Raw genomic sequence first — 17,467 nt, 5'->3', positions numbered from 1 at the left:
GGCTCCGGGCCGGCTCCCGCCGGCCGGGACCTTCAGGCCACGCGGGTCAGAAGGTGCTGGACCAGGGTGATCAGGGCCTGTGCGGACGACTTCTCGTCCCGGGCGTCGCAGTACACGACCGGGGTGTCCGGCAGCAGGTCCAGGGCCTCGCGCAGCTCGTCCTCGGCGTGCTGCGAGTACGGGTCGAAGCTGTTCACCGCGACCGCGTACTCCAGCCCGTACGACTCGATCAGGTCGATCACCGGGAAGGTGTCGGCGAGACGGGCCGGGTCGACGAGGAGCAGCGCGCCGAGCGAACCGCGCGCCATGTCCTCCCACAGCTCGACGAAGCGCTGCTGGCCGGGCGTGCCGAACAGGTACAGCACCAGCTCGTCGCTCAGCGTCAGACGCCCGAAGTCCAGCGCGACCGTGGTGGTCACCTTGTCGGGCGCGCCCCGCAGGTCGTCGATGTGGGCGCTCGCCTGCGTCATCCGCTCCTCGGTGCGCAGCGGAGTGATCTCGGAGAGGGTGCCGATGAGCGTCGTCTTGCCCACGGCGAAGTGTCCGACGACCAGGATCTTCGCCGCACGCCGCACCGCGTCCGGCACATAGATGCTCTCAGCCGAACCGGACGTGGAGTCCATGCAACACCTCTTCGAGGATCTTCCTGTCAACGAGCTGAGCCGGTGGCGGCGCCTTGCGGCGCATCAGATGACCCTGTTCCGCTAAGTCGTTCAGCAGCAGCCGGGCCACCCCGACCGGCTGGCCGAGATGGCCCGCCACCTCGGCCACCGACAGGTAACCGCCGGAGCACAGTTCCCAGATCGCCCGGACCTCCGGGCTCGCGTTGGCCGGCGGCTGCCGGTCCGGCGCGATGGTGACCAGGGTGACCAGGGAGAGGTCCCCCGCGTCGGGCAGACCGCGCCCGCCGGTGATCACGTAGGACCGGACGAACCCGCTGCTGACCGACTGTTCCTCGCCCGGCATCGTCATGCGTCGATTCCCGCCCCCGCGTTGTGGCGGGGAGGTGTGGTCATCGCCTTCCCCAGCGCCGTCACCTGCTGCTGCATGCGGAAGGACATGGCCTCCATGTCGACGTCGGCCGCGGCGGCGGCGGCCAGGTAGGCGCCGGAGCCCGCCGCGATCAGGAAGATCCAGCCGTGCTCGTACTCCAGCAGCGTCTGGCGCCAGCGGCCCGGGGTCCGGTCCCCGATGAAGGGGGCGACGGCCCGGCTCAGCGACTGCATGGAACTCATCGCGGCCGCCACGGTCTCCGCGTCGTCCCGGCCGATGTCACTGGAGCTGGCCAGCAGCAGGCCGTCGGCGGAGACGAGGATGGCGTGCCGGGCGCCGGGTACCTGGATCACATCGTTGAGTACCCAGGTCAGATCGGGGTTCACGGGAACTCGGGTCCTTCCGTCGTCGTCATGTCGCGCCCGGATCGCGTTCCGCGCTGGAACGCGCCCAGACGGGAAGCGGTCTCCTCACTGCTGCGCACCGGAGCCGGTTCGGCCGACGGCACCACCGAGACGGGGCTCTTGCGACGACGCTTGGGCAGGCCGCCGGCGGTGGTGGGCATCGCCCCGGCGGGCCCGCCGGGCCCGGCGGGCTGCGGGGTGGCGACCGGGTGGGAGGCCGGCGGGAACAGCGGGGTCGGGGACTGCGCGGGGGCCGAGTGGGCCGGTGCCGACTGCACGGGCACCTGGCGCCGGGGGAACGCGGCCACGTCCGCCTCGTGGTGGGCGGCGGCCGGGGGAGCGACGGGTACGTCGTTGGTGAGCAACTCGTCGGGCAACAGGACCACCGCGCGCACACCTCCGTAGGGGGACACGGAGTCCACCGAGACCCTGAAACCGTAGCGGGCGGCCAGCACGCCGGAGACGGCGAAGCCGAACTGCGGGGGAATGCCCAGACTGGAGACGCTGATCGCGGCCTGCGGCGCGAGGAGCGCGGCGGCCCGGTCCTTCTCCTCCTGCCCCATGCCGAGACCGGCGTCGTCGACGATGATGCAGACGCCCTTCGGCACCGCCTGGATGTTGATCTCCACCGGGGTGCCGGGGGCGGAGTAGTTGGTGGCGTTGGCCAGCAGCTCGGCGAGGACGACCGCGACGGGCTCCACGGCCTTGCTGACGACCGAGAAGTTCACCTGCCCGTTGATCCGCACCCGGTCGAACTGCCGGATACGGCCCTGGGCGCTGCGGGCCACGTCGAAGACCGAGGCGACGGTCTCCCGGCGCCCGAGCCAGCCGCCGCACAGCACCGCGATGCCCTGCGCGCGGCGCCCGAACTGGCTGTTGGCATGGTCGACGGCCATCAGGTCGGCGAGGATGCCGGGGTCGTCGCCGTGCTTCTTCTGGGCGTTCTCGATGACCACCTGCTGCTCGTCCGCGAGCCCCTGGAGGGTGCGCACGGCCGCCTTGAGGACGGCCTTGGTCTCCTCCTCGGCGTCCCGGCGGACCTCGGCCAGCTCGGAGGAGTGGCGGTGCGTCAAGGTGGTGTGGGCCATATGCAGTTCATCCCGATTGCGCTTCAACGCATCGCGGTCGGCCCGGAGTTCGGCGTTCTGTCTGCGCAGTCCGATATTGATCCTGCGAGCGCGCAGAACGGCACCCACGGCGATCAGCGCGACGACAACCAGTGCCCAGAAAAGTGGGCCCTGTGCAAATGTCATGAAACTCACTTCAAGTGCCATGGCTAGGGAAACGGCTCTGCGCTTCCTCGTGCGCCGCACATTCCGGGCTGGTCGAGCCCTTGCTTGCGCCACCCAAGGAAGGCCCCTCCGGATGTGTGGCCGAGGAATTCATTCCTCCTGGAATGCCCCCATATGCCGTCAGCCCACTGGAAGTAAGATGATCTTAACATCGGTCAGACGGTCAATTGTCAAGACCGACGCGCCAGTTGCACGCTTGTCTCCGAATGTTCACAACTGGTGGCGGTTTTTCCACGCCAGTGGTAAAGCGATCGGGGCTTCACGGGTGAACTGCCCGTGAAGCCCCGAGCCCCTTTCGCATTCCACGTGACATGCGCCACGTGACATGTGCCACGTTCCGGATGTGGTGTGGACACATGTCAGTGGTTCAGATGTCGTGCGTGCCGTGCCATGTGACAGGTGCGGCGGGTGGAGCGGGTGCGGACGGGGGGCCGGGCGGGGGCGCGAGTGGGTGCGGGATACTGCGGTACTCAATCGCCGTCGTGAGCAGGGGGGCTCTGTGCGACCGCTGTCGAAGCACGATCCGCAGCAGATCGGCCCGTTCCGGATCACCGGGCTGCTCGGGGGCGGCGGCATGGGACGGGTCTACCTCGGCCACTCGGCGGACGGGCGGGCGGTGGCGGTGAAGACCGCGCGCTCCGAACTGGCCGACGACCAGGGGTTCCGGACGCGCTTCGCCCGCGAGGTGGCCGCCGCCCGGCGGGTGAGCGGGCCGTTCGTGACCCCCGTCGTCGACGCCGCGCCGCACGACGACGTGCCCTGGATGGCGACCGACTACGTGCCGGGCGTCTCCCTGACCGACGCCGTGCGCGACGGCGGGCCGCTGCCCGGCCCCACGGTGCGGCTGCTGACGGCGGGCCTGCTGCACGCCCTGGCGGCGGTGCACGCGCAGGGCCTGGTCCACCGCGACCTCAAGCCGTCGAACATCCTGCTCACCGCCGAGGGCCCGCGCGTCATCGACTTCGGCATCGCGTACTCGGCCGCGGAGACGGCCCTGACGGCGACGGGCACCGCGCTCGGCACCCCCGGCTTCATGGCGCCCGAGCAGCTCGTCATGACGGGGCCCGAGGTCACGGGCGCGGCGGACGTGTTTGCGCTCGGCGGGGTGATCGTGTTCGCGGCCACGGGCGGCGGCCCGTACGGGAGCGCCGACCCGCAGGTCCTCATGTACCGCACCGTGCACGAGGAACCGCGGCTCGACGGCCTGCCGGACGGGCTGCGGGAACTGGCGGCGGACTGCCTGGCGAGGGAGCCGGGGCAGCGGCCCGCGCTGCCCGTGCTGATGAACCGGTCCGGCACCCCGGGCCCGTACGCCGACTGGCTGCCGGAACCCGTCTCCGTACGGCTGCGCGAACTGTCCGAGGGGCTGGAGCAGCTGTCCGGCCGGGGCGGCCCGACCCGGCCGCTCCTGCCCCCGGGCCCGCCGCGCGCTTCCGGCCCCTCGGGGCCCGCCGCCTCGGAGCCTTCGGGCCGCTCGGGCGAGCCGGGTGACTTGGGCGACTGGGGCCCCGTCGACGCCGTGCCCACCGCTGTCGTACCTGCCGACGCCGTGCCCACCGCTTTCGCGCCCACCGTTTCCGTGGCCAAGGGGGCCGCGACGCCGGCTTCCGTCCCTGCTCCGGCTCCCGTCCCTGCTCCGGCTCCGAGTCGGCGTCGTGTGCTCGCCGCGCTGGTCGGGGCCGGGGTCGTGGCGGGCGGCGGGGCACTGGGCTGGGCGCTGTGGCCGGACGGCATCGGGAACACGGGGAGCCGGGCGGGCGACACCAGTGGTTCCGCGGGAGGTTCGAAGTCCGGAGGTGCGCTGTCCGGAGGTGCGTCGTCCGAGGGTGCGTCGTCCGGTGGGAAGTCCGGGGAGAAGCCCCCGGGGGCCGTTCTGCCGGAGGAGATACGCGACAAGGGCGTCATCACCGTCGGTTCGGACCTCACCTATGCGCCCATGGAGTACATCGACCCCGACGGCAGGACCGTCGGGATGGACATCGACCTCGGGAACGCCCTCGGCCGTGAACTGGGCGTGCGGTTCGAGTTCAAGAGCACCAACTTCGCCTCCTTGCTGCCCGGCCTGGACGCGGGCCGGTTCGACCTGGTCATGTCGGCGATGACCGACACCAGGGACCGGCAGGAGGGGCGGACGGACGGCACCGGGAACAAGACCGGACGAGGCGTCGACATGATCGACTACTTCCGCCTCGGCCTCGGCCTCGTCGTCCGCAAGGGCAACCCGGAAGGCATCGAGGGTCCCGACGACCTGTCCGGCCGAACGGTCGCCGTCGAGCGCGGCGGCCCGGCCCGGGAATACGTGGAGGAGACGGCCCGAGGGAACGCGAGGATCCGGGAGTTCGATACGTTGAACGAACTCTGCGAGGAGGTGAGAAGGGGCCGGTCCGCGGTCGGCCTCGCCGACTTCCCCGTACTCGCCCACGCCGTCGCGACCCGGCCGGACGGCAGCACCCTCGAACTCCTCGGGGAACAACTCGACTCCGTTCTCTGCGGCATCGCGGTCGCCAAGTCCGGGACGGACCTGCGCGACGCCGTGCGGGAGGCCCTCGACCGCCTCATCGCGAACGGCGAGTACGCGAAGATCCTCAAGAAGTGGGGAATGGAACAGGGCGCGGTGCGGCGGGCGATCGTCAACGGGGGCAAGTAGGGGGAACGCAGGGCAGGCGGGAGGCGGGAGGCGGGAGGCGGGCAGGACGCCGGCCCCTGCTCACGCCCCCGGGGAACCGTCCTCCGGGGAGCCGGTCTCCGCGTATCCGTCCTCCGGGGAGCCGCCCTGTGGGGGCGTGAAGATGCGATCCAGGTGGTGGCGCAGCACCTCGGTGGCCGACTCCGGCCCCCGCTGGCCCACGAGGATGCTGATGCCCATGCCCGCCGTCATGGCGAGCAGGCCGACGGCCTCGACGCGCGGGTCCATGCCCCGGCCGGTCAGCCCCGCGTCCCGGGCCTTCTGCAGCAGCCCGGTCAGGGCGTCCTCGGCGGCGTCGGGGTTGTCGATGAAGGGCTGGGCGGCCAGCGCCTCGTCGGTCACGGACAGGATCGCGTACGCGCTGTAGAGGAGGTGGAAGGTCCGGCTCTCCTCGTCGGTCGGGAGGGAGGCCAGGAGCAGCGCCTCGGCGGTCGCGCGCGGGCCGGGGTCCGCGCCGCAGGCCCGGAGCCGCTCGCCCACCCGCGCGGTGAACCGGTCGGTCAGCTGCTGGAGCCCGTGCAGCAGCAGCTTCTCCTTGGTCCCGAAGTAGTACTGCACGAGCCGCAGCGAGACGTCGGCCTCGGCCGCGACGTCCCGCATGCCGACCGCGTGCAGCCCGCGCCGCCCGGCGACCCGGACGAGCGCCTCGGTGATCTGGCGGCGCCGTTCCTCGTGGTCCACGCGCTTCGGCATGTCTCGTGTCTCCACCCCTCGGTCGTGCCCGCGCTCCGGATGCCGGGGCCCCTTCATGATACCGCCGTATCAACATGATGGTACGGTCGTATCACTACCGCGAGGGACTGGTTCCCGGCGGTTCCCCAACGGGTCCTCAACGGAGGTGCCGCCCCATGCCCGAGAACACCACCCGCGCCCGCCGAGACATCGGCCGCTACGTCAACGACGCCCTGCGCGACCGGTACTTCGCCGCCTGCGACGCCGTCTACGCGCTCGGCGCGCCGGCCCGTTCCGAGACGGACGTCGAGACCTCCTTCGGCACCACGCACGTCTACCGCTACGGCTCCACCGACCCGGCCGTCGAGGCCCGCACCCCGGTCGTCCTGATCCACGGGTCCGGCGGCTGCTCCGCGCAGTGGTACCCCAACACCCGGGCGCTCGGTGCCGAGCGCCCCGTCTACGCCCTCGACACCCCCGGCGACCCCGGCCGCAGCGTGCACCGGGAACCCATGTGGCAGCCGGAGCGCGCCGCGCAGTGGATGGACGAGGCCCTCGACGCCCTCGGCCTGGACCGGGTCCACCTCGTCGGCTCCTCCTACGGCGGCTGGCTCGTCATCAACCAGGCCCACCTGCGCCCCGGAAGGCTCGCCTCCGTCACCGCCCTCGACCCGGGCGGCCTGGAGAAGGTCGGCCTGCGCTTCTTCGTCTGGATCTTCGCCAGCCTCTTCGCCACCTCCGCCCCCAAGGCCCTGCGCCCCCGACTGGCGGCCTGGCTGGAACAGCCGGTCCTCGTCGTGCCGGAACTGCGCGCGATGATCCGCTCCGGCGTACGGGCCTTCCGCATCCGACGCCCCTCCCCCCTCCCCCTGACCGACGAGCAACTGGCCACCATCCGGACGCCGTTCCACCTGGTCATGGGCAGGCGCAGCCTGCTGCTCCACCCCCGGCGCCAACTGGAACGCGTCCCGCGCCTGATCCCCGGCGCCCGGGCCGAGATCATCGCCGCCACCGGCCACGGCCCCCAGATCGACCACCCCGGCCTGGTCAACGCCCGCATGCTGGCCTTCCTGGCCGAGACCGACTCCCGCACCACCGATGCCGGGGGAGACCGGCCCGAACCCACGACCGCCTGACCGAACCGAATCGAACCGAACTTAACCGAACTGAACCGAACTGAACCGACTCGAATCCAGGTACGGATACTCACGACCGATTCATGATCTGCCAGGAGCATGGGAACACCACGACTCCAGGGGGGATCCAATGAACGTTCGTGCCTTGTACCGCCTGACCTTCGCCAACCCCGCTTCGGCCGTCTATCTGGGAATCGTCGGCGCGTCCGTCGTGTTCGAGGTGGCCGCCGTGCTGTTCTCGGACCCCGGAATGGCGGGGGTGTGGCCGTTCCTCCTCACCGCCCCCACCTCCCTGGTGACGGTGACGGTCGGTCAGGTGGTCTGGAACGACGCGTCGCCGGTCTGGTTCATGGCCGCCGGGGTCGCCTTCTCCGCCCTGCTCCAGTCGTTCGCCCTCGGATCGGTCCTGGAGACCCTGCGCGCCCGTCGCCGGGTGCTCGTCCGTCCGCGCCGTGGCTGAACCACGCCGTTTCCCGCCCGGCGAGCACCCGTACCACCTGAGGTGACTCGCCGCGCAGGGCAGGTCGCCGAGCTTCCTTCCCCCAGTGGGCCGATTCGTCGCGGGACCTCTGCGTTTGTCGCCGGTCCTCTGCGGATCCTTCCGCGATTTGTAACAGAGGCATCCCGCACGGACATTCGCCTGTCTTGAGGGGGGCAGGGCAGGCAGGGCATCGGCGGAAACGGCAAAGGGGCGGGCGGACGTGGCGAAGCACAAGGGAAAGAGCTGGCACAGCCGACTCCTCGCGGCGGCGCTGGGGGTCACGGCGCTGGCCGCCGCCACCTCGGTGTGGACCGCGCAGGCCGACACCACCGGAGTCCGGTCGCCGCAGGCGGGCGCCTCGGCGCCGGACGGGCGGTCCCAGGAGCAGGTCAGGAAGGTGGCGGCGGACATCGCGCACGCCTCGGAGCGCGGCCCCCGGGGCGTCAACATCACCATCGACGACGGCCCGGACCCGAACTGGACGCCGCAGGTGCTGCAGCTCCTGGAGGACAACGACGTGAAGGCCACGTTCTGCATGGTGGGCACGCAGGCCCAGGCGTACCCGGACCTGGTCAAGAAGGTCGTGGCGGCCGGACACCGGCTGTGCAACCACACGGTCTCGCACGACACCACCATGGACACCAAGTCCGAGGCGTACCAGGCCAAGCAGATCCTGGACGCCGAACGCATGATCACCAAGGCGTCCGGAGGCGTCCGGCCCCAGTACTACCGGGCCCCGGGCGGCGCCTTCACCCCGTACAGCCGGAAGCTCGCCGCGTCCCGGGGGATGCGACCGCTGGGCTGGAACGTCGACAGCAGGGACTTCGAGCGTCCCGGCGCGGCCACCATGGTGGCCACCGTCAAGCGCGAGATCACCAACGGGCCGACCGTCCTCTTCCACGACGCGGGAGGGGACCGCTCCCAGACCCTGGACGCCCTGCGCGAGGTCCTGCCCTGGCTGAGGCAGCAGGGGTACTCCTTCGGCTTCCCGGTGCGGTGAGCCGGGCCCGTACGCACGCACGCCTGGCCGGTCGGCCGCCCGGCCCATGTGCACCCCGCGCCTGTCCGCCCGCACCCCGGGCCCCGTCCCGGCTCAGGTACTCGTCCCCTCGGGAATGGAGCACGACGTCGCGATGAAGCGCAGAACCGGAAGAATCCTCCTGGCGGGACTGGGCCTGGCCGCCGCGGGCGGCGCCGTCACCGGCGCGGGCCTGCTGCACAACCGCCGCCCCGACCGCAGGGAACACCTCCACGTCACCCTCTTCAGCGAGCCCGGCTACCGGGGCCGCAACCAGACGCTGACCTGGACCGGCGGCGAACCCCTGGTCGTCCCGCTCAACCGGACCCGGCTGCCGCACATCGGCTCGATCAGGCTGGAGCGGCTCGTGTACCGCTTCCGCCCCGAGGTACGGCCGCCGAACGGGTACATCCTGTGGCACGCCCTCACCGAGCGCCTGGACCGCACCGACCCCGAGGCCGGCGTGTTCGGCTTCATCGCCGTGAACCAGATCGCCCGCATGTTCTCGATGGGCCTGTGGGAATCGGTCCCCGACCCCCAGGCCCGGTCCGGAGTCCGGCTCCGCACCGAACGCCCCGGCACCCCGCCCCTCACCCCCGACGCCCACCGGTGGCACGACGTCCTGGCCAACACCCCCGACCTCGGCCCCTGGAGCACCCGCACCCGCTACCTCGAACTGGGCTACCACCGCAGCCACATTCCCCGGGACTGACACACCCCCTGACCGACCGTCCCGGATGCCCTGGGGGAGGGGCAACCGGCCGTTCCGGCTTCCGCAGACGGACGGGGCCGGGACCGTGCGGCGGCGCAGTCGGCTGTTCGAGATTCCGCGCGCCGCCGGCCGGCCCCTGCCAGGCAGCTTCCAGCACACCAGCGTGGGGAGAGTGCAGGGCGCGGAAGGAAACGATGAGCCGACGCTCGCCGCTGGACCGAATTCCGGAAAATTCGATCGGCCTGAATTGTCCCTCTGGAATGTTCTTCCGGAGCCCCGTACGGATTACTCTTCGAGTCATCTCCCCACTCAAGATCCAGGTTCGTCCTGATGAATTTCCTGAAAATGTGCTTCCGTTGAAACATTTCCTGCGGATATCGGCCGGGGGCCTGGTCGGCGAATACGATGCGCAGAGGGTGCTGCGCGTCGGTAAGAAGCCGGTGCATAGGCGCAATGGTTCCACCCTCGAATTTCACCGGCTTGAAAATTGTTGAGGTGGGCGGGGTCGCGCCAGTGGCCCGTGAATGGTTTCTCGGCACCGGACCGGAGTACACCACTGATCGGTGTCCCCTTGGCCGTCCGGGTAGAGGTGCCGACCTGGAGGCATGGTCCTGTCCCCCTTTCTGGTCGTCCAGCTCCGTAATGCGTTCGTCGACCGCCGTGGGGTCCATCGGCTGCTGTTCCACACCACTTTGCGAAGAACCGGGTGCATCGCCATGGCCACCTGCACCGGAGCCGCCCGGGGCACCGTGGCTCCCGCTGCCCTCCTGACGGGGAGGCCCGCCCCGTCGCCGTCTCCACCCGTTGCGTCGGGTTCGCTGGAGGGGGGCGACTCCGCGCCTGCGGGCCGAGGCGCTCCGAGGAACCGGTGGCCTTGCGCCGGGGTCCGGTGCTCGCGCCCGCTCGCCGGATGGTTCGCCGCTTGGGAGAACCCACCCGGCACTCGGTCCCGCGTACGTTCCCGAGCCGCGGATACGCGCGCAGAGGTTGGTCCTCCCGACCGCTTCGCCCACCCCCACCGGCAGGCCGTGGCACACGTGGCAAGGAGCGCTGATCAGCACTCGACTCCCGGCACCGGAGGAGCCGGCGAGCCTCCGGGAACGGGGCAGTTCTCGCCGGACTCGTAGTTGGAGGGTGCGATGAGGCGGCCGTCGCTGTCCGGGTTGTCGGTGGCACGTACTAGCGTGCCCGCAGCGTTCCGTTGCTGTTCGCACATCTTGAGGAGCCACGATGCCAGGAGACACACCTGAGCTTCCCGCGAAGGATCTGCGTACCCTGACACCGGTGTACGCGGGCCTGCGCGGGAAGTCGTTCTCCTCGCCCCGGCGCTCGGCCGACCCTCGCGGGCGGGAGAGCGCGTCGGGGAGCGGGCTGCGGCACAGGGGGCTGTAAATGCGTCATCTGATTGCGTTGCCCCTCAGGATTACGGGCATCCCTCGGCTCGCGCGGTCCTTGCCCCGGATGTCCGACCGGCTTGGCCTCGGCGACCGGTATCGTCGCCGAGAACGGTGCCGAAGCGAGATGGTGCCTCTTGGGCGCCTCCGTAATTTCTCTATGAGTGCTGCGCTTCTCCGGTGATTCGGGAGGAATTGCTCGCAAGTCGGCCCGTGTCGCCGCAAGATGTGAAGCCATGCCTAATGGGAAGTGGCTGATCATTTCCGTGGTAGAGTTTCAATGAATTCACAGGACGCCGCGACTAAAAGGGGAATGGCGTGAACACCGAGAAGGTTACGGCTCGACGTCTTACGGCCGAGGAGATTTCGGGCTTGGGCCCCCAGGACGAAATCTTCGTCTCGGCAGGGACGGGCGACCTTCCTCTCGACTGCTATGCCCCGGCTTTTCTCACGGAGCCGGGCAAAAACTTCGAGGGAGGATCCTTCGCTGCGAGGACGGTTTTCGGTGAGGAGATTCACGTCCTCCCGGACAATGCCGAAGAGGCCGGGATCTGGATTGCCGACAAGGAGGGGGAGGAGATCGAGGTTCTCCAGAGTGCCGGCGTCCTCCTGAACCTTGCCCTCTTCGTGCCCAGCGGGAACAAGGAGTCCCTGGATTCGCTCTACTCCGCCGCGCGGGACGCGTTCGGTGCGGGGGTCGTTCAGCGCTGGAGCGAGGAAGTCGTCGCGGTGCCGGACGTCAAGGTCGACCTGTACGAGGAGCCGGCCCGGGCGCGGAAGAACACGAACAACCAGAACCGCGACCGCCGCGCCCTGGACATCTACCCGACCCGCGTGCGGTTCATGGAGCCCAGCGAGGGCTGGAAGTTCGTGGTCGAGCCGCACAAGGAGATCGTCGACGACACGCCGACGATCTGACCTGAGGGCAGCCCGGAGACCACGCCGGATGCCCGGGCCGACGCCCGGGCCCGCGTCCGGTGACGGATTCAAGAAGGCGTAACACCCGGCTGGTCAGTGGCTGTTGTCAGTAGTTCGGTCAGACGCTCGGCTGGATTTTTCCAGCCGAGTGTTCTGCGTTCTGGGTGGGCGTGGGCTGGATTCCACCTCGCGCTCCGAGCTTGGGAATCACCGTTGCCCGGTGGGATCGTCAGCTACCTGACCTGCTGAAACACTCTCAAGGTGGCTCATAGCGGCTCAAGTCGGTGATCCGGCCGTACTTGCCCCGACCGCTGTCCACCGCCCCCGAAGGGCACGGTCGGCTCAGCTTGAGCGGGCAGTTCTTCCCGACCAAGGAGTCGGGCGACATCCCTATTGCGTCGCGTCACAACTCTCGCAGCGGCTCACGGCCGCCCGCTCGATGTTGCCCTGGGTGGCGCGGAGCGGGCTGGAGGGCGCGAGACGGCGCCATGCTCCGGGCGAGGGGGCGAGCACCCAGCCGTAGCGGGGTGGCCGGATGTCGGCCGGGGTGATGTGCTGGCAGCCGGGAAGGTGGGCCTTGCCGCTGGCATGGATGATGATCGCAGCCATCGGCCAGTCGTCCCAGTCGCTCGTGGGTACGCTGCCGCGGGGCGCGTGCGGAGCACAGTCTGCGCAGTTGTGCATCTCATGACGTTCGCAGTACTGCATGGTCCTCACTCCGTCAGGTTTCGAGTCGTTGCTCGGTGCGCTCGAGCCAACTTCGGTACCAGGAGACGAAGTCATGCCCGGTCGGCTCGATGCCTCGGTCCATCGGCCTCAGATCCTCCCAGATGGCACCTCGGTGCGGACCCGTCATCACCAACAGCGATGCATAGCCGCATCCTTGCTCGCTGAGGAACACCGAGCCCGCCTCCTGCGCGTTGTACAACTCCTCGTAGCGCGCATCCCAGGCCGCGTACGCGCGGCGGAACTCCTCGTCGGTCGCAAAGGCCCCATTCTCGGGCTCCCGGGCCTCAAGTGCGGCGAGCTCACTTTGCAACGCCTCGGCCACGAAAGGCCGTCCGGCGAACTCGGCGGTGGTCGGCTGTGGGGAGAAGGCGAGCCCGATGCCGCGCCACTGCCACCCGCTGTCACCCAAGACCGGTGTCATCAGGCCGTAGTCGGGACCGGCTCCCCCTCCTCCGACATGAAGCAGGAAACTCCGATACTGCCCGGGCAGCCCCAAGCCCAGGTCCGCCTCCAGCGCCTGGAGTTGTTCCTCGCTCATGACCGGACTGAGGCGAAAGCCATGCCCCCGGGCCCCGAAGACTTCATCCGCTCCGGAGCGTTCGGAGAGTCGGAGCACCCGCTCCCGCACTCCCGTCCACGTGTCCTCACCCATGGGGGACACGCTAGTGCGACGCGCGCCGTACCGACCCGGCGCCTTCGGGCGGGGGGAATCTCTTCAGGCTCCGAGGCAGGGACAATGAGGCAAGGTCCCGGTCGCTGACCAGGGCCTTCGTCGTGGAGCGGGTGGCAAGAATCGAACTCGCGCTCCGAGCTTGGGAATCAGCGGTGCTTGGACTGGTGAATCCATCCTGACCTGCATGTTTGACCGGTCCAGTTGAGGTCGGCGAGGTTTTTGGGAGCCGTACTTGGCCGTTGCTGTCCGCTCCGAAGGGCACGGATGGGGGCACGACGGCCGAGGGGCGATCAGCCCTCTCGCGCACCGCAACCTGCAGCGCAGTCGGCATCGTCGGACCATCAATCCTCGTGCGGGGACTCAAGCTCGTGAAGTCGTTCCCCGATGTCGTCGGCCCAGGTCTGTGCCCACTGACGCAGCCCGGCGATCGCCTCCTCGTCGAGTCCGTAGGCGGCGAATTCCGTGTCGTCGATCCAGTCGGCTCCGCTCAGCCGAGCTTGGAGCTCGCTGAGGTCGAAGGAGCCCCGGGCGTGGCGCCGGCCGAGTTCTTCGAGTTCGACGGGGTTCCAACGGTCCGTGGCGGCCTGCACATCGATCAGGTCCCTGGCGAGTCCGCGGTCGGCCAGGGCACGGACCTTCGTGCCCACGACGTCTTCGAGGGACAGCACCAAGCCGTGCTCGGTGTGTACGGGTGGCCGCCAGAGTGCCTCTTTGAAGATGTCGACCTCGCACTCTTCATGGCTGGCGGGGTCGGTCACGATCAGGCGCGCGGACAGTGGTCTGCCTCCAGAGCTACTACGCCCCACCCGCGCTGTTCCAGTCCGGTACGCACGACGGTAGCGATGTCCTCCATGCGATCTGGGTTCTCGGTCGCGACATCGAGGTCCTGGCTGAGCCGGTCCACCAGGCCGTGCGCCTGGACCGCGTACCCGCCGGTGAGTGCGAGGGGGTACGCGCCGCCCACGGCGAGCACGTCTGCGAGCAAGCGGCGGTGCAGGTCGGTGAGGTTCACGCAGCGGCCCGCGCGCTGCCGCCCAGCTCGCCGAATGCGCTCTCCCAGACTTCACGCACATCTCGGCTGACCAATGTGCGCAGGGTGGGCCACAGGCCGACGAGAAGGTCCCGATCGAGGTACCGAACCAGGTCGTCGTGCTGCCCCTCGGCCAGGACGATGCGGTAGTAGCTCATCCGCAAGCGGGGCTGGTCGAGGTCGAAGGTGGTCAGCCCCGACCATGCAAGACGGAGCGGCAGATGTACGGAGCCGTGCCGGGGACCGGCGAGCTCGGAGAGCGCTGCGGGCAGGCGCCGGGCGAACTTGGCACGACGAAGATCGGAAAGGCCGGGCTGTGATGCCATACGTCGATTATCCAGAAAGAGTCAGCAGCGAGCCGCTTCGCCCGCAGGCAACGCTCCCGCGAGCACGAGGCGGGCCCGACCGACAGCTGCCCGCCGGCTGCGAAGCGGCCATGAAAGAAGCCCCCGGCCAGCGGCCGGGGGCTTCTTTCATGGAGCGGGTGATGAGAATCGAACTCGCGCTCCGAGCTTGGGAACCAATGCTTCCTAGGTTGCTGCAGGGGCTCTGACCTGCGATTTCGCATTGGTCAGATGGGCGGCTTCCGGTCTCTGGGAGCCGTATCTGACCGCTGTTGCCCGCTCTGCTGGGCACGGATGGGGCACGAGAGCCGGCAGTGCGACGCGTGCTCCGGGCGCACCGGCTGGTCAGAGGGGGACGATGCGGACCTGGCTGCCGCAGAGCTTGGTCATGTCATCGCTGTCGGACGTCAGCAGGGCAACGGGTTTCGGCTGGCGGAGCGCGACCTCGGCGACCGTGGCGTCAATGGCGTACTTGTGCCCGTGCAGTCCGGTGCCCTTGAGGAGCTCAGCCGCCGCTTTCGCCGTCTGCTCGGTGACCGGCTCCACCTTGATGCGGGACAGGGCCCAGTTCAGGCGAGGCATGTTGGTACGGGAGTGGGTTACTTCCACGATGGTGTTCGCCCCGATCACCAGGTCGGCTCCCATGTCGTGGAAGACCTGCAACATCGCGAGGAGCCTGCGGTCCTGCGTGATCCAGGCGGAGAGTCCTTCCGAGTCCAGGACGACGGTCTCGATGCGCTCGCTCACGCGGCATCCGCGTCCTTGGAGGAGCCGGCGGCACCGAAGATCTTCGAACGGGCGTCGGCGAGTTCCTCGTCGCTGAAGCCTCCGTGCTCTTCTTCATGCCGACGAAGGTCGTCGCCCAGAAGCTGGTGCCGGATCTGGCGGGCCACGGCTTCCGCCACGTAGCCGGAGATGTTGTCCGTGAGCTTGCGAAGCTCCGCCACCTGGTCGCTGGGAAGCGTGACGGTGATGCGGGTCGTTGAGGACATAAGTCAAGCATACTGAAGTATGCGGGATGTCGCTGTGCGGTATTCCGGCTGCTCGCGGGGCGAGCGTCGGTCTGGACCGGATGGTGCGAGCGGTCCGGGAAGGGCACGGGGGCAGCGGCAGAAAGGGTCAGGTGGTGCAGAGGTGGTGCGTGACGCTTAGGGGGGGGCTAGACAACGGAGAGAGCTCAGGTCGCTGGCCTGGGCTCCGTCAAGAGCGGGTGATGAGAATCGAACTCGCGCTCCGAGCTTGGGAATCACCCGGCACTCGGCCCTACATATGGCTTCTGACCTGCTCGGATGCCCGGCCCTGGGCCCCGTTCTCGCTGCCCCGTCCCGCCCCCTTGTTGCCCGCTGTTCACCGCCCCTACCGGCACGTTGTGGCACGGTCTCCAGGACGGTGTCGCGGGAGACGGCCGCTTGCAAGGGTGTCGCTCGGGGCGGTCGAGATACCTCTCCTCCATGGTTGCCCGCACAAGGCCCCATGGTTACAGTTATTTCAGATGGAGTCTCGCCGGGTCAGTGATTGGAGGCGGCCATGGCTCGTTCCAGTGTTCTCGCCCGTGCTGAGAAGGTCGAACCGGATCCCTCTCACCAGTGCGCGCTCGCCGCGACTGCCAGGATGGCGCCGGAGTCGGTCGAGGTTCTGGTGCGCACCCAGGATGGTGGCGAACTGGCATTGCCGAGGGAGCTGGTCCGTCTTCTCCTGGCCTCGGCCAGTGAGCTGTCCCGCGGGCACGCGGTGACGGTCCTGGCGTCCGAGGCGCAGCTGTCGCCTGCTGAGGCCGCTGAGCTTCTGGGCCTGTCCCGACCGTTCATCGCCCGCCTGCTCGACGCCGGCGACATCCCCTCGACGAATCTTCCCGGTAGCAGCCACCGTGTGGTTCGCCTTGCGGACGTGCTGGCATTCCAGCAGCGGCGTGAGCGCCGCAGGGAGGGGCGGCGCCAGATCGCCGAAGTCTTGGCGGACACCGGCCTGCCCGATTGATGTGGGCGTCACCGGCAGCAGTGAAGCAGGAAGAGGGGAGCGTGGCGGCGCGGGTCTTTGTGGGCACGAACGTCTTGTTTCCGTTTTCGGTGATGGACGTGATGCTGGCCCTCACCGAGGACTCGGTCCACGACATCGTGTGGTCCGAGCGGCTGCTCGCGGAGTGGGAGCGGGTCATCGTCCGGGAGGGAAGACGTTCGGCGGAGTCCGCTGCCGCAGTCGCCCAGGCCGTTCGACGCTTCTTCGCCGACTGCGAGATCCCGGCGGTGGCCTATGCGCACCTTGTCGATGAGATGCCGGGCGATGACCCCGACGATCGGCATCATGCGGCGGCAGCGGTGGCTGCAGGGGCGGACGCGCTGATCACGTGGAATCTCGCCGATTTCCCCGCCGGTGACTTGGCTGAGCGCGGAGTGCGGGTGATCGACCCGGATTCCTACTTGTGCGGGCTGTATGACGAGTTGCCGCATGAGGTGGTGGAGACAGTGGTCAGGCTTGCCCGAGAGAAGCGAAACCCGCCAGTGACGATTGCCGATGCCGTCGCCCGACTCGCGAAAGCCGGCTTGCCGCGCTTCGCGGACCTCCTGACACATCACCTCGGACATCGCGCGAGGTGATTGCGGGCGCGGATGGTGCGCAGGTGGTGCGTGATGGCTGGAAAGGTCTAGACAATGATGAAGGCCCTGGTCTCCGACCAGGGCCTTCATCGTGGAGCGGGTGACGAGAATCGAACTCGCGCTCTGAGCTTGGGAATCACCCGGCACTCGATGGCTCGCAGGGCTGCTGAACTGCGAGAACGTTCAATGAAGGTACTGTTCTGGCCGCCTCGGCGGATCCCTTGTTGCCCGCTGTTCACCGCCGCTACTGGCACGTTGTGGCACGCGGCGGTGCCAGGGGAGGAGGAGAAGCCCGTGCCAGTGCCGCCGTTTCCTGGTCGGCACCCCACGCGCCTACCTCCAAACCCCGCTGATGCCGTGAGCGACCCCTGGACCGGGTCGATCCGGGGGT

At 69.2% G+C, this 17,467-nt stretch carries 20 protein-coding genes and 1 pseudogene; 10 read left to right on the top strand and 11 right to left on the bottom strand.

Features of this window, described 5'->3' with window-relative positions; all coding sequences use genetic code 11:
- Nucleotides 1-32 precede the first annotated feature (32 nt).
- The 4 genes from OCT49_RS16285 to OCT49_RS16270 are packed head-to-tail and all read right to left on the bottom strand — an operon-like array spanning nucleotide 33 to nucleotide 2,485.
- Entirely contained in the window at nucleotides 33-623 is a 591-nt protein-coding gene (locus tag OCT49_RS16285; protein WP_283852612.1) for a GTP-binding protein, read from the bottom strand.
- Nucleotides 598-972 carry a DUF742 domain-containing protein gene (locus OCT49_RS16280; protein ID WP_283852611.1) on the bottom strand — a complete coding sequence of 125 codons (375 nt, stop codon included), beginning with the start codon at nucleotides 970-972 and terminating at the stop codon, nucleotides 598-600. The genes OCT49_RS16285 and OCT49_RS16280 overlap by 26 nt, the downstream gene beginning before the upstream one ends.
- Nucleotides 969-1,379 carry a roadblock/LC7 domain-containing protein gene (locus OCT49_RS16275; RefSeq protein ID WP_283852610.1) on the bottom strand — a complete coding sequence of 137 codons (411 nt, stop codon included), beginning with the start codon at nucleotides 1,377-1,379 and terminating at the stop codon, nucleotides 969-971. The genes OCT49_RS16280 and OCT49_RS16275 overlap by 4 nt, the downstream gene beginning before the upstream one ends.
- Nucleotides 1,376-2,485, bottom strand: coding sequence for an ATP-binding protein (locus tag OCT49_RS16270; protein ID WP_283852609.1), 1,110 nt, complete (start codon nucleotides 2,483-2,485; stop codon nucleotides 1,376-1,378). The genes OCT49_RS16275 and OCT49_RS16270 overlap by 4 nt, the downstream gene beginning before the upstream one ends.
- On the opposite strand from OCT49_RS16270, the gene OCT49_RS16265 reads away from it, so the two are divergent.
- Nucleotides 2,486-2,677, top strand: a complete 192-nt coding sequence (locus OCT49_RS16265; protein ID WP_283852608.1) for a hypothetical protein — start codon at nucleotides 2,486-2,488, stop codon at nucleotides 2,675-2,677.
- A gap of 511 nt (nucleotides 2,678-3,188) precedes the next feature.
- Entirely contained in the window at nucleotides 3,189-5,336 is a 2,148-nt protein-coding gene (locus OCT49_RS16260; protein WP_283852607.1) for a bifunctional serine/threonine-protein kinase/transporter substrate-binding domain-containing protein, read from the top strand.
- A 60-nt stretch (nucleotides 5,337-5,396) separates the two neighbouring features.
- Here OCT49_RS16260 and OCT49_RS16255 read toward each other — a convergent pair whose 3' ends face one another.
- The gene (locus tag OCT49_RS16255; RefSeq protein ID WP_283852606.1) at nucleotides 5,397-6,068 is read right to left on the bottom strand and encodes a TetR/AcrR family transcriptional regulator; all 672 of its coding nucleotides are present in this window, start codon (nucleotides 6,066-6,068) and stop codon (nucleotides 5,397-5,399) included.
- Between the two features lie 155 nt (nucleotides 6,069-6,223).
- On the opposite strand from OCT49_RS16255, the gene OCT49_RS16250 reads away from it, so the two are divergent.
- The 6 genes from OCT49_RS16250 to OCT49_RS16225 all read left to right on the top strand — a co-directional run bounded on the left by OCT49_RS16250 (nucleotide 6,224) and on the right by OCT49_RS16225 (nucleotide 11,706).
- Nucleotides 6,224-7,183 (top strand): alpha/beta fold hydrolase, encoded by a 960-nt coding sequence (locus tag OCT49_RS16250; RefSeq protein ID WP_283852605.1) that lies wholly within the window; start codon nucleotides 6,224-6,226, stop codon nucleotides 7,181-7,183.
- 130 nt (nucleotides 7,184-7,313) lie between these two features.
- The gene (locus OCT49_RS16245; RefSeq protein ID WP_283852604.1) at nucleotides 7,314-7,643 is read left to right on the top strand and encodes an SCO4225 family membrane protein; all 330 of its coding nucleotides are present in this window, start codon (nucleotides 7,314-7,316) and stop codon (nucleotides 7,641-7,643) included.
- A 241-nt stretch (nucleotides 7,644-7,884) separates the two neighbouring features.
- A complete protein-coding gene (locus tag OCT49_RS16240; protein WP_283852603.1) occupies nucleotides 7,885-8,664 on the top strand; it encodes a polysaccharide deacetylase family protein in 780 nt (259 codons plus the stop codon).
- Between the two features lie 133 nt (nucleotides 8,665-8,797).
- Complete coding sequence (locus OCT49_RS16235; protein ID WP_283852602.1) at nucleotides 8,798-9,394, top strand: hypothetical protein; 597 nt, start codon at nucleotides 8,798-8,800, stop codon at nucleotides 9,392-9,394.
- A 194-nt stretch (nucleotides 9,395-9,588) separates the two neighbouring features.
- Nucleotides 9,589-9,888: a hypothetical protein gene (locus tag OCT49_RS16230; protein ID WP_283852601.1), complete on the top strand. Its 300-nt coding sequence runs from the start codon at nucleotides 9,589-9,591 to the stop codon at nucleotides 9,886-9,888.
- Nucleotides 9,889-11,106: 1,218 nt separating this feature from the next.
- Nucleotides 11,107-11,706 carry a hypothetical protein gene (locus OCT49_RS16225; protein ID WP_283852600.1) on the top strand — a complete coding sequence of 200 codons (600 nt, stop codon included), beginning with the start codon at nucleotides 11,107-11,109 and terminating at the stop codon, nucleotides 11,704-11,706.
- 390 nt (nucleotides 11,707-12,096) lie between these two features.
- Here OCT49_RS16225 and OCT49_RS16220 read toward each other — a convergent pair whose 3' ends face one another.
- The 6 genes and pseudogenes from OCT49_RS16220 to OCT49_RS16195 form a co-directional block, all read right to left on the bottom strand.
- On the bottom strand, nucleotides 12,097-12,315 hold the full coding sequence (locus OCT49_RS16220) for a hypothetical protein (RefSeq protein WP_283852599.1): 219 nt from the start codon (nucleotides 12,313-12,315) through the stop codon (nucleotides 12,097-12,099).
- Between the two features lie 112 nt (nucleotides 12,316-12,427).
- Nucleotides 12,428-13,087, bottom strand: a complete 660-nt coding sequence (locus OCT49_RS16215; protein WP_283852598.1) for an SMI1/KNR4 family protein — start codon at nucleotides 13,085-13,087, stop codon at nucleotides 12,428-12,430.
- Nucleotides 13,088-13,449: 362 nt separating this feature from the next.
- Nucleotides 13,450-14,120 (bottom strand): annotated as a pseudogene (locus OCT49_RS16210) (nucleotidyl transferase AbiEii/AbiGii toxin family protein).
- Nucleotides 14,117-14,464, bottom strand: a complete 348-nt coding sequence (locus OCT49_RS16205) for a transcriptional regulator (protein WP_283852597.1) — start codon at nucleotides 14,462-14,464, stop codon at nucleotides 14,117-14,119. The pseudogene OCT49_RS16210 and the gene OCT49_RS16205 overlap by 4 nt, the downstream one beginning before the upstream one ends.
- Nucleotides 14,465-14,827: 363 nt before the next feature.
- Entirely contained in the window at nucleotides 14,828-15,229 is a 402-nt protein-coding gene (locus tag OCT49_RS16200; protein WP_283852596.1) for a DNA-binding protein, read from the bottom strand.
- Nucleotides 15,226-15,474, bottom strand: a complete 249-nt coding sequence (locus tag OCT49_RS16195; protein WP_283852595.1) for a type II toxin-antitoxin system CcdA family antitoxin — start codon at nucleotides 15,472-15,474, stop codon at nucleotides 15,226-15,228. The genes OCT49_RS16200 and OCT49_RS16195 overlap by 4 nt, the downstream gene beginning before the upstream one ends.
- A gap of 535 nt (nucleotides 15,475-16,009) precedes the next feature.
- On the opposite strand from OCT49_RS16195, the gene OCT49_RS16190 reads away from it, so the two are divergent.
- Together OCT49_RS16190 and OCT49_RS16185 are read left to right on the top strand one after the other, a co-directional pair.
- Nucleotides 16,010-16,459: a helix-turn-helix domain-containing protein gene (locus tag OCT49_RS16190; RefSeq protein ID WP_283852594.1), complete on the top strand. Its 450-nt coding sequence runs from the start codon at nucleotides 16,010-16,012 to the stop codon at nucleotides 16,457-16,459.
- A gap of 20 nt (nucleotides 16,460-16,479) precedes the next feature.
- Nucleotides 16,480-17,076, top strand: a complete 597-nt coding sequence (locus OCT49_RS16185) for a VapC50 family PIN domain-containing toxin (RefSeq protein WP_283852593.1) — start codon at nucleotides 16,480-16,482, stop codon at nucleotides 17,074-17,076.
- The last annotated feature ends 391 nt before the right edge of the window (nucleotides 17,077-17,467 follow it).

This window comes from Streptomyces sp. ML-6, from assembly GCF_030116705.1.
Classification (GTDB): domain Bacteria; phylum Actinomycetota; class Actinomycetes; order Streptomycetales; family Streptomycetaceae; genus Streptomyces.
The sequence above is the reverse complement of the archived record's forward strand: the minus strand, read 5'-3'. Positions and strand labels throughout refer to the sequence as shown.

Coding starts and splice junctions, on each gene's coding strand:
- OCT49_RS16190 (WP_283852594.1), top strand. CDS start 16,010: ATGGCTCGTTCCAGTGTTCTCGCCCGTGCTGAGAAGGTCGAACCGGAT.
- OCT49_RS16270 (WP_283852609.1), bottom strand. CDS start 2,485: ATGGCCCACACCACCTTGACGCACCGCCACTCCTCCGAGCTGGCCGAG.
- OCT49_RS16285 (WP_283852612.1), bottom strand. CDS start 623: ATGGACTCCACGTCCGGTTCGGCTGAGAGCATCTATGTGCCGGACGCG.
- OCT49_RS16220 (WP_283852599.1), bottom strand. CDS start 12,315: ATGGCTGCGATCATCATCCATGCCAGCGGCAAGGCCCACCTTCCCGGC.
- OCT49_RS16235 (WP_283852602.1), top strand. CDS start 8,798: ATGAAGCGCAGAACCGGAAGAATCCTCCTGGCGGGACTGGGCCTGGCC.
- OCT49_RS16265 (WP_283852608.1), top strand. CDS start 2,486: ATGCAGTTCATCCCGATTGCGCTTCAACGCATCGCGGTCGGCCCGGAG.
- OCT49_RS16215 (WP_283852598.1), bottom strand. CDS start 13,087: ATGGGTGAGGACACGTGGACGGGAGTGCGGGAGCGGGTGCTCCGACTC.
- OCT49_RS16205 (WP_283852597.1), bottom strand. CDS start 14,464: ATGGCATCACAGCCCGGCCTTTCCGATCTTCGTCGTGCCAAGTTCGCC.
- OCT49_RS16245 (WP_283852604.1), top strand. CDS start 7,314: ATGAACGTTCGTGCCTTGTACCGCCTGACCTTCGCCAACCCCGCTTCG.
- OCT49_RS16230 (WP_283852601.1), top strand. CDS start 9,589: ATGAGCCGACGCTCGCCGCTGGACCGAATTCCGGAAAATTCGATCGGC.
- OCT49_RS16195 (WP_283852595.1), bottom strand. CDS start 15,474: ATGTCCTCAACGACCCGCATCACCGTCACGCTTCCCAGCGACCAGGTG.
- OCT49_RS16280 (WP_283852611.1), bottom strand. CDS start 972: ATGACGATGCCGGGCGAGGAACAGTCGGTCAGCAGCGGGTTCGTCCGG.
- OCT49_RS16255 (WP_283852606.1), bottom strand. CDS start 6,068: ATGCCGAAGCGCGTGGACCACGAGGAACGGCGCCGCCAGATCACCGAG.
- OCT49_RS16250 (WP_283852605.1), top strand. CDS start 6,224: ATGCCCGAGAACACCACCCGCGCCCGCCGAGACATCGGCCGCTACGTC.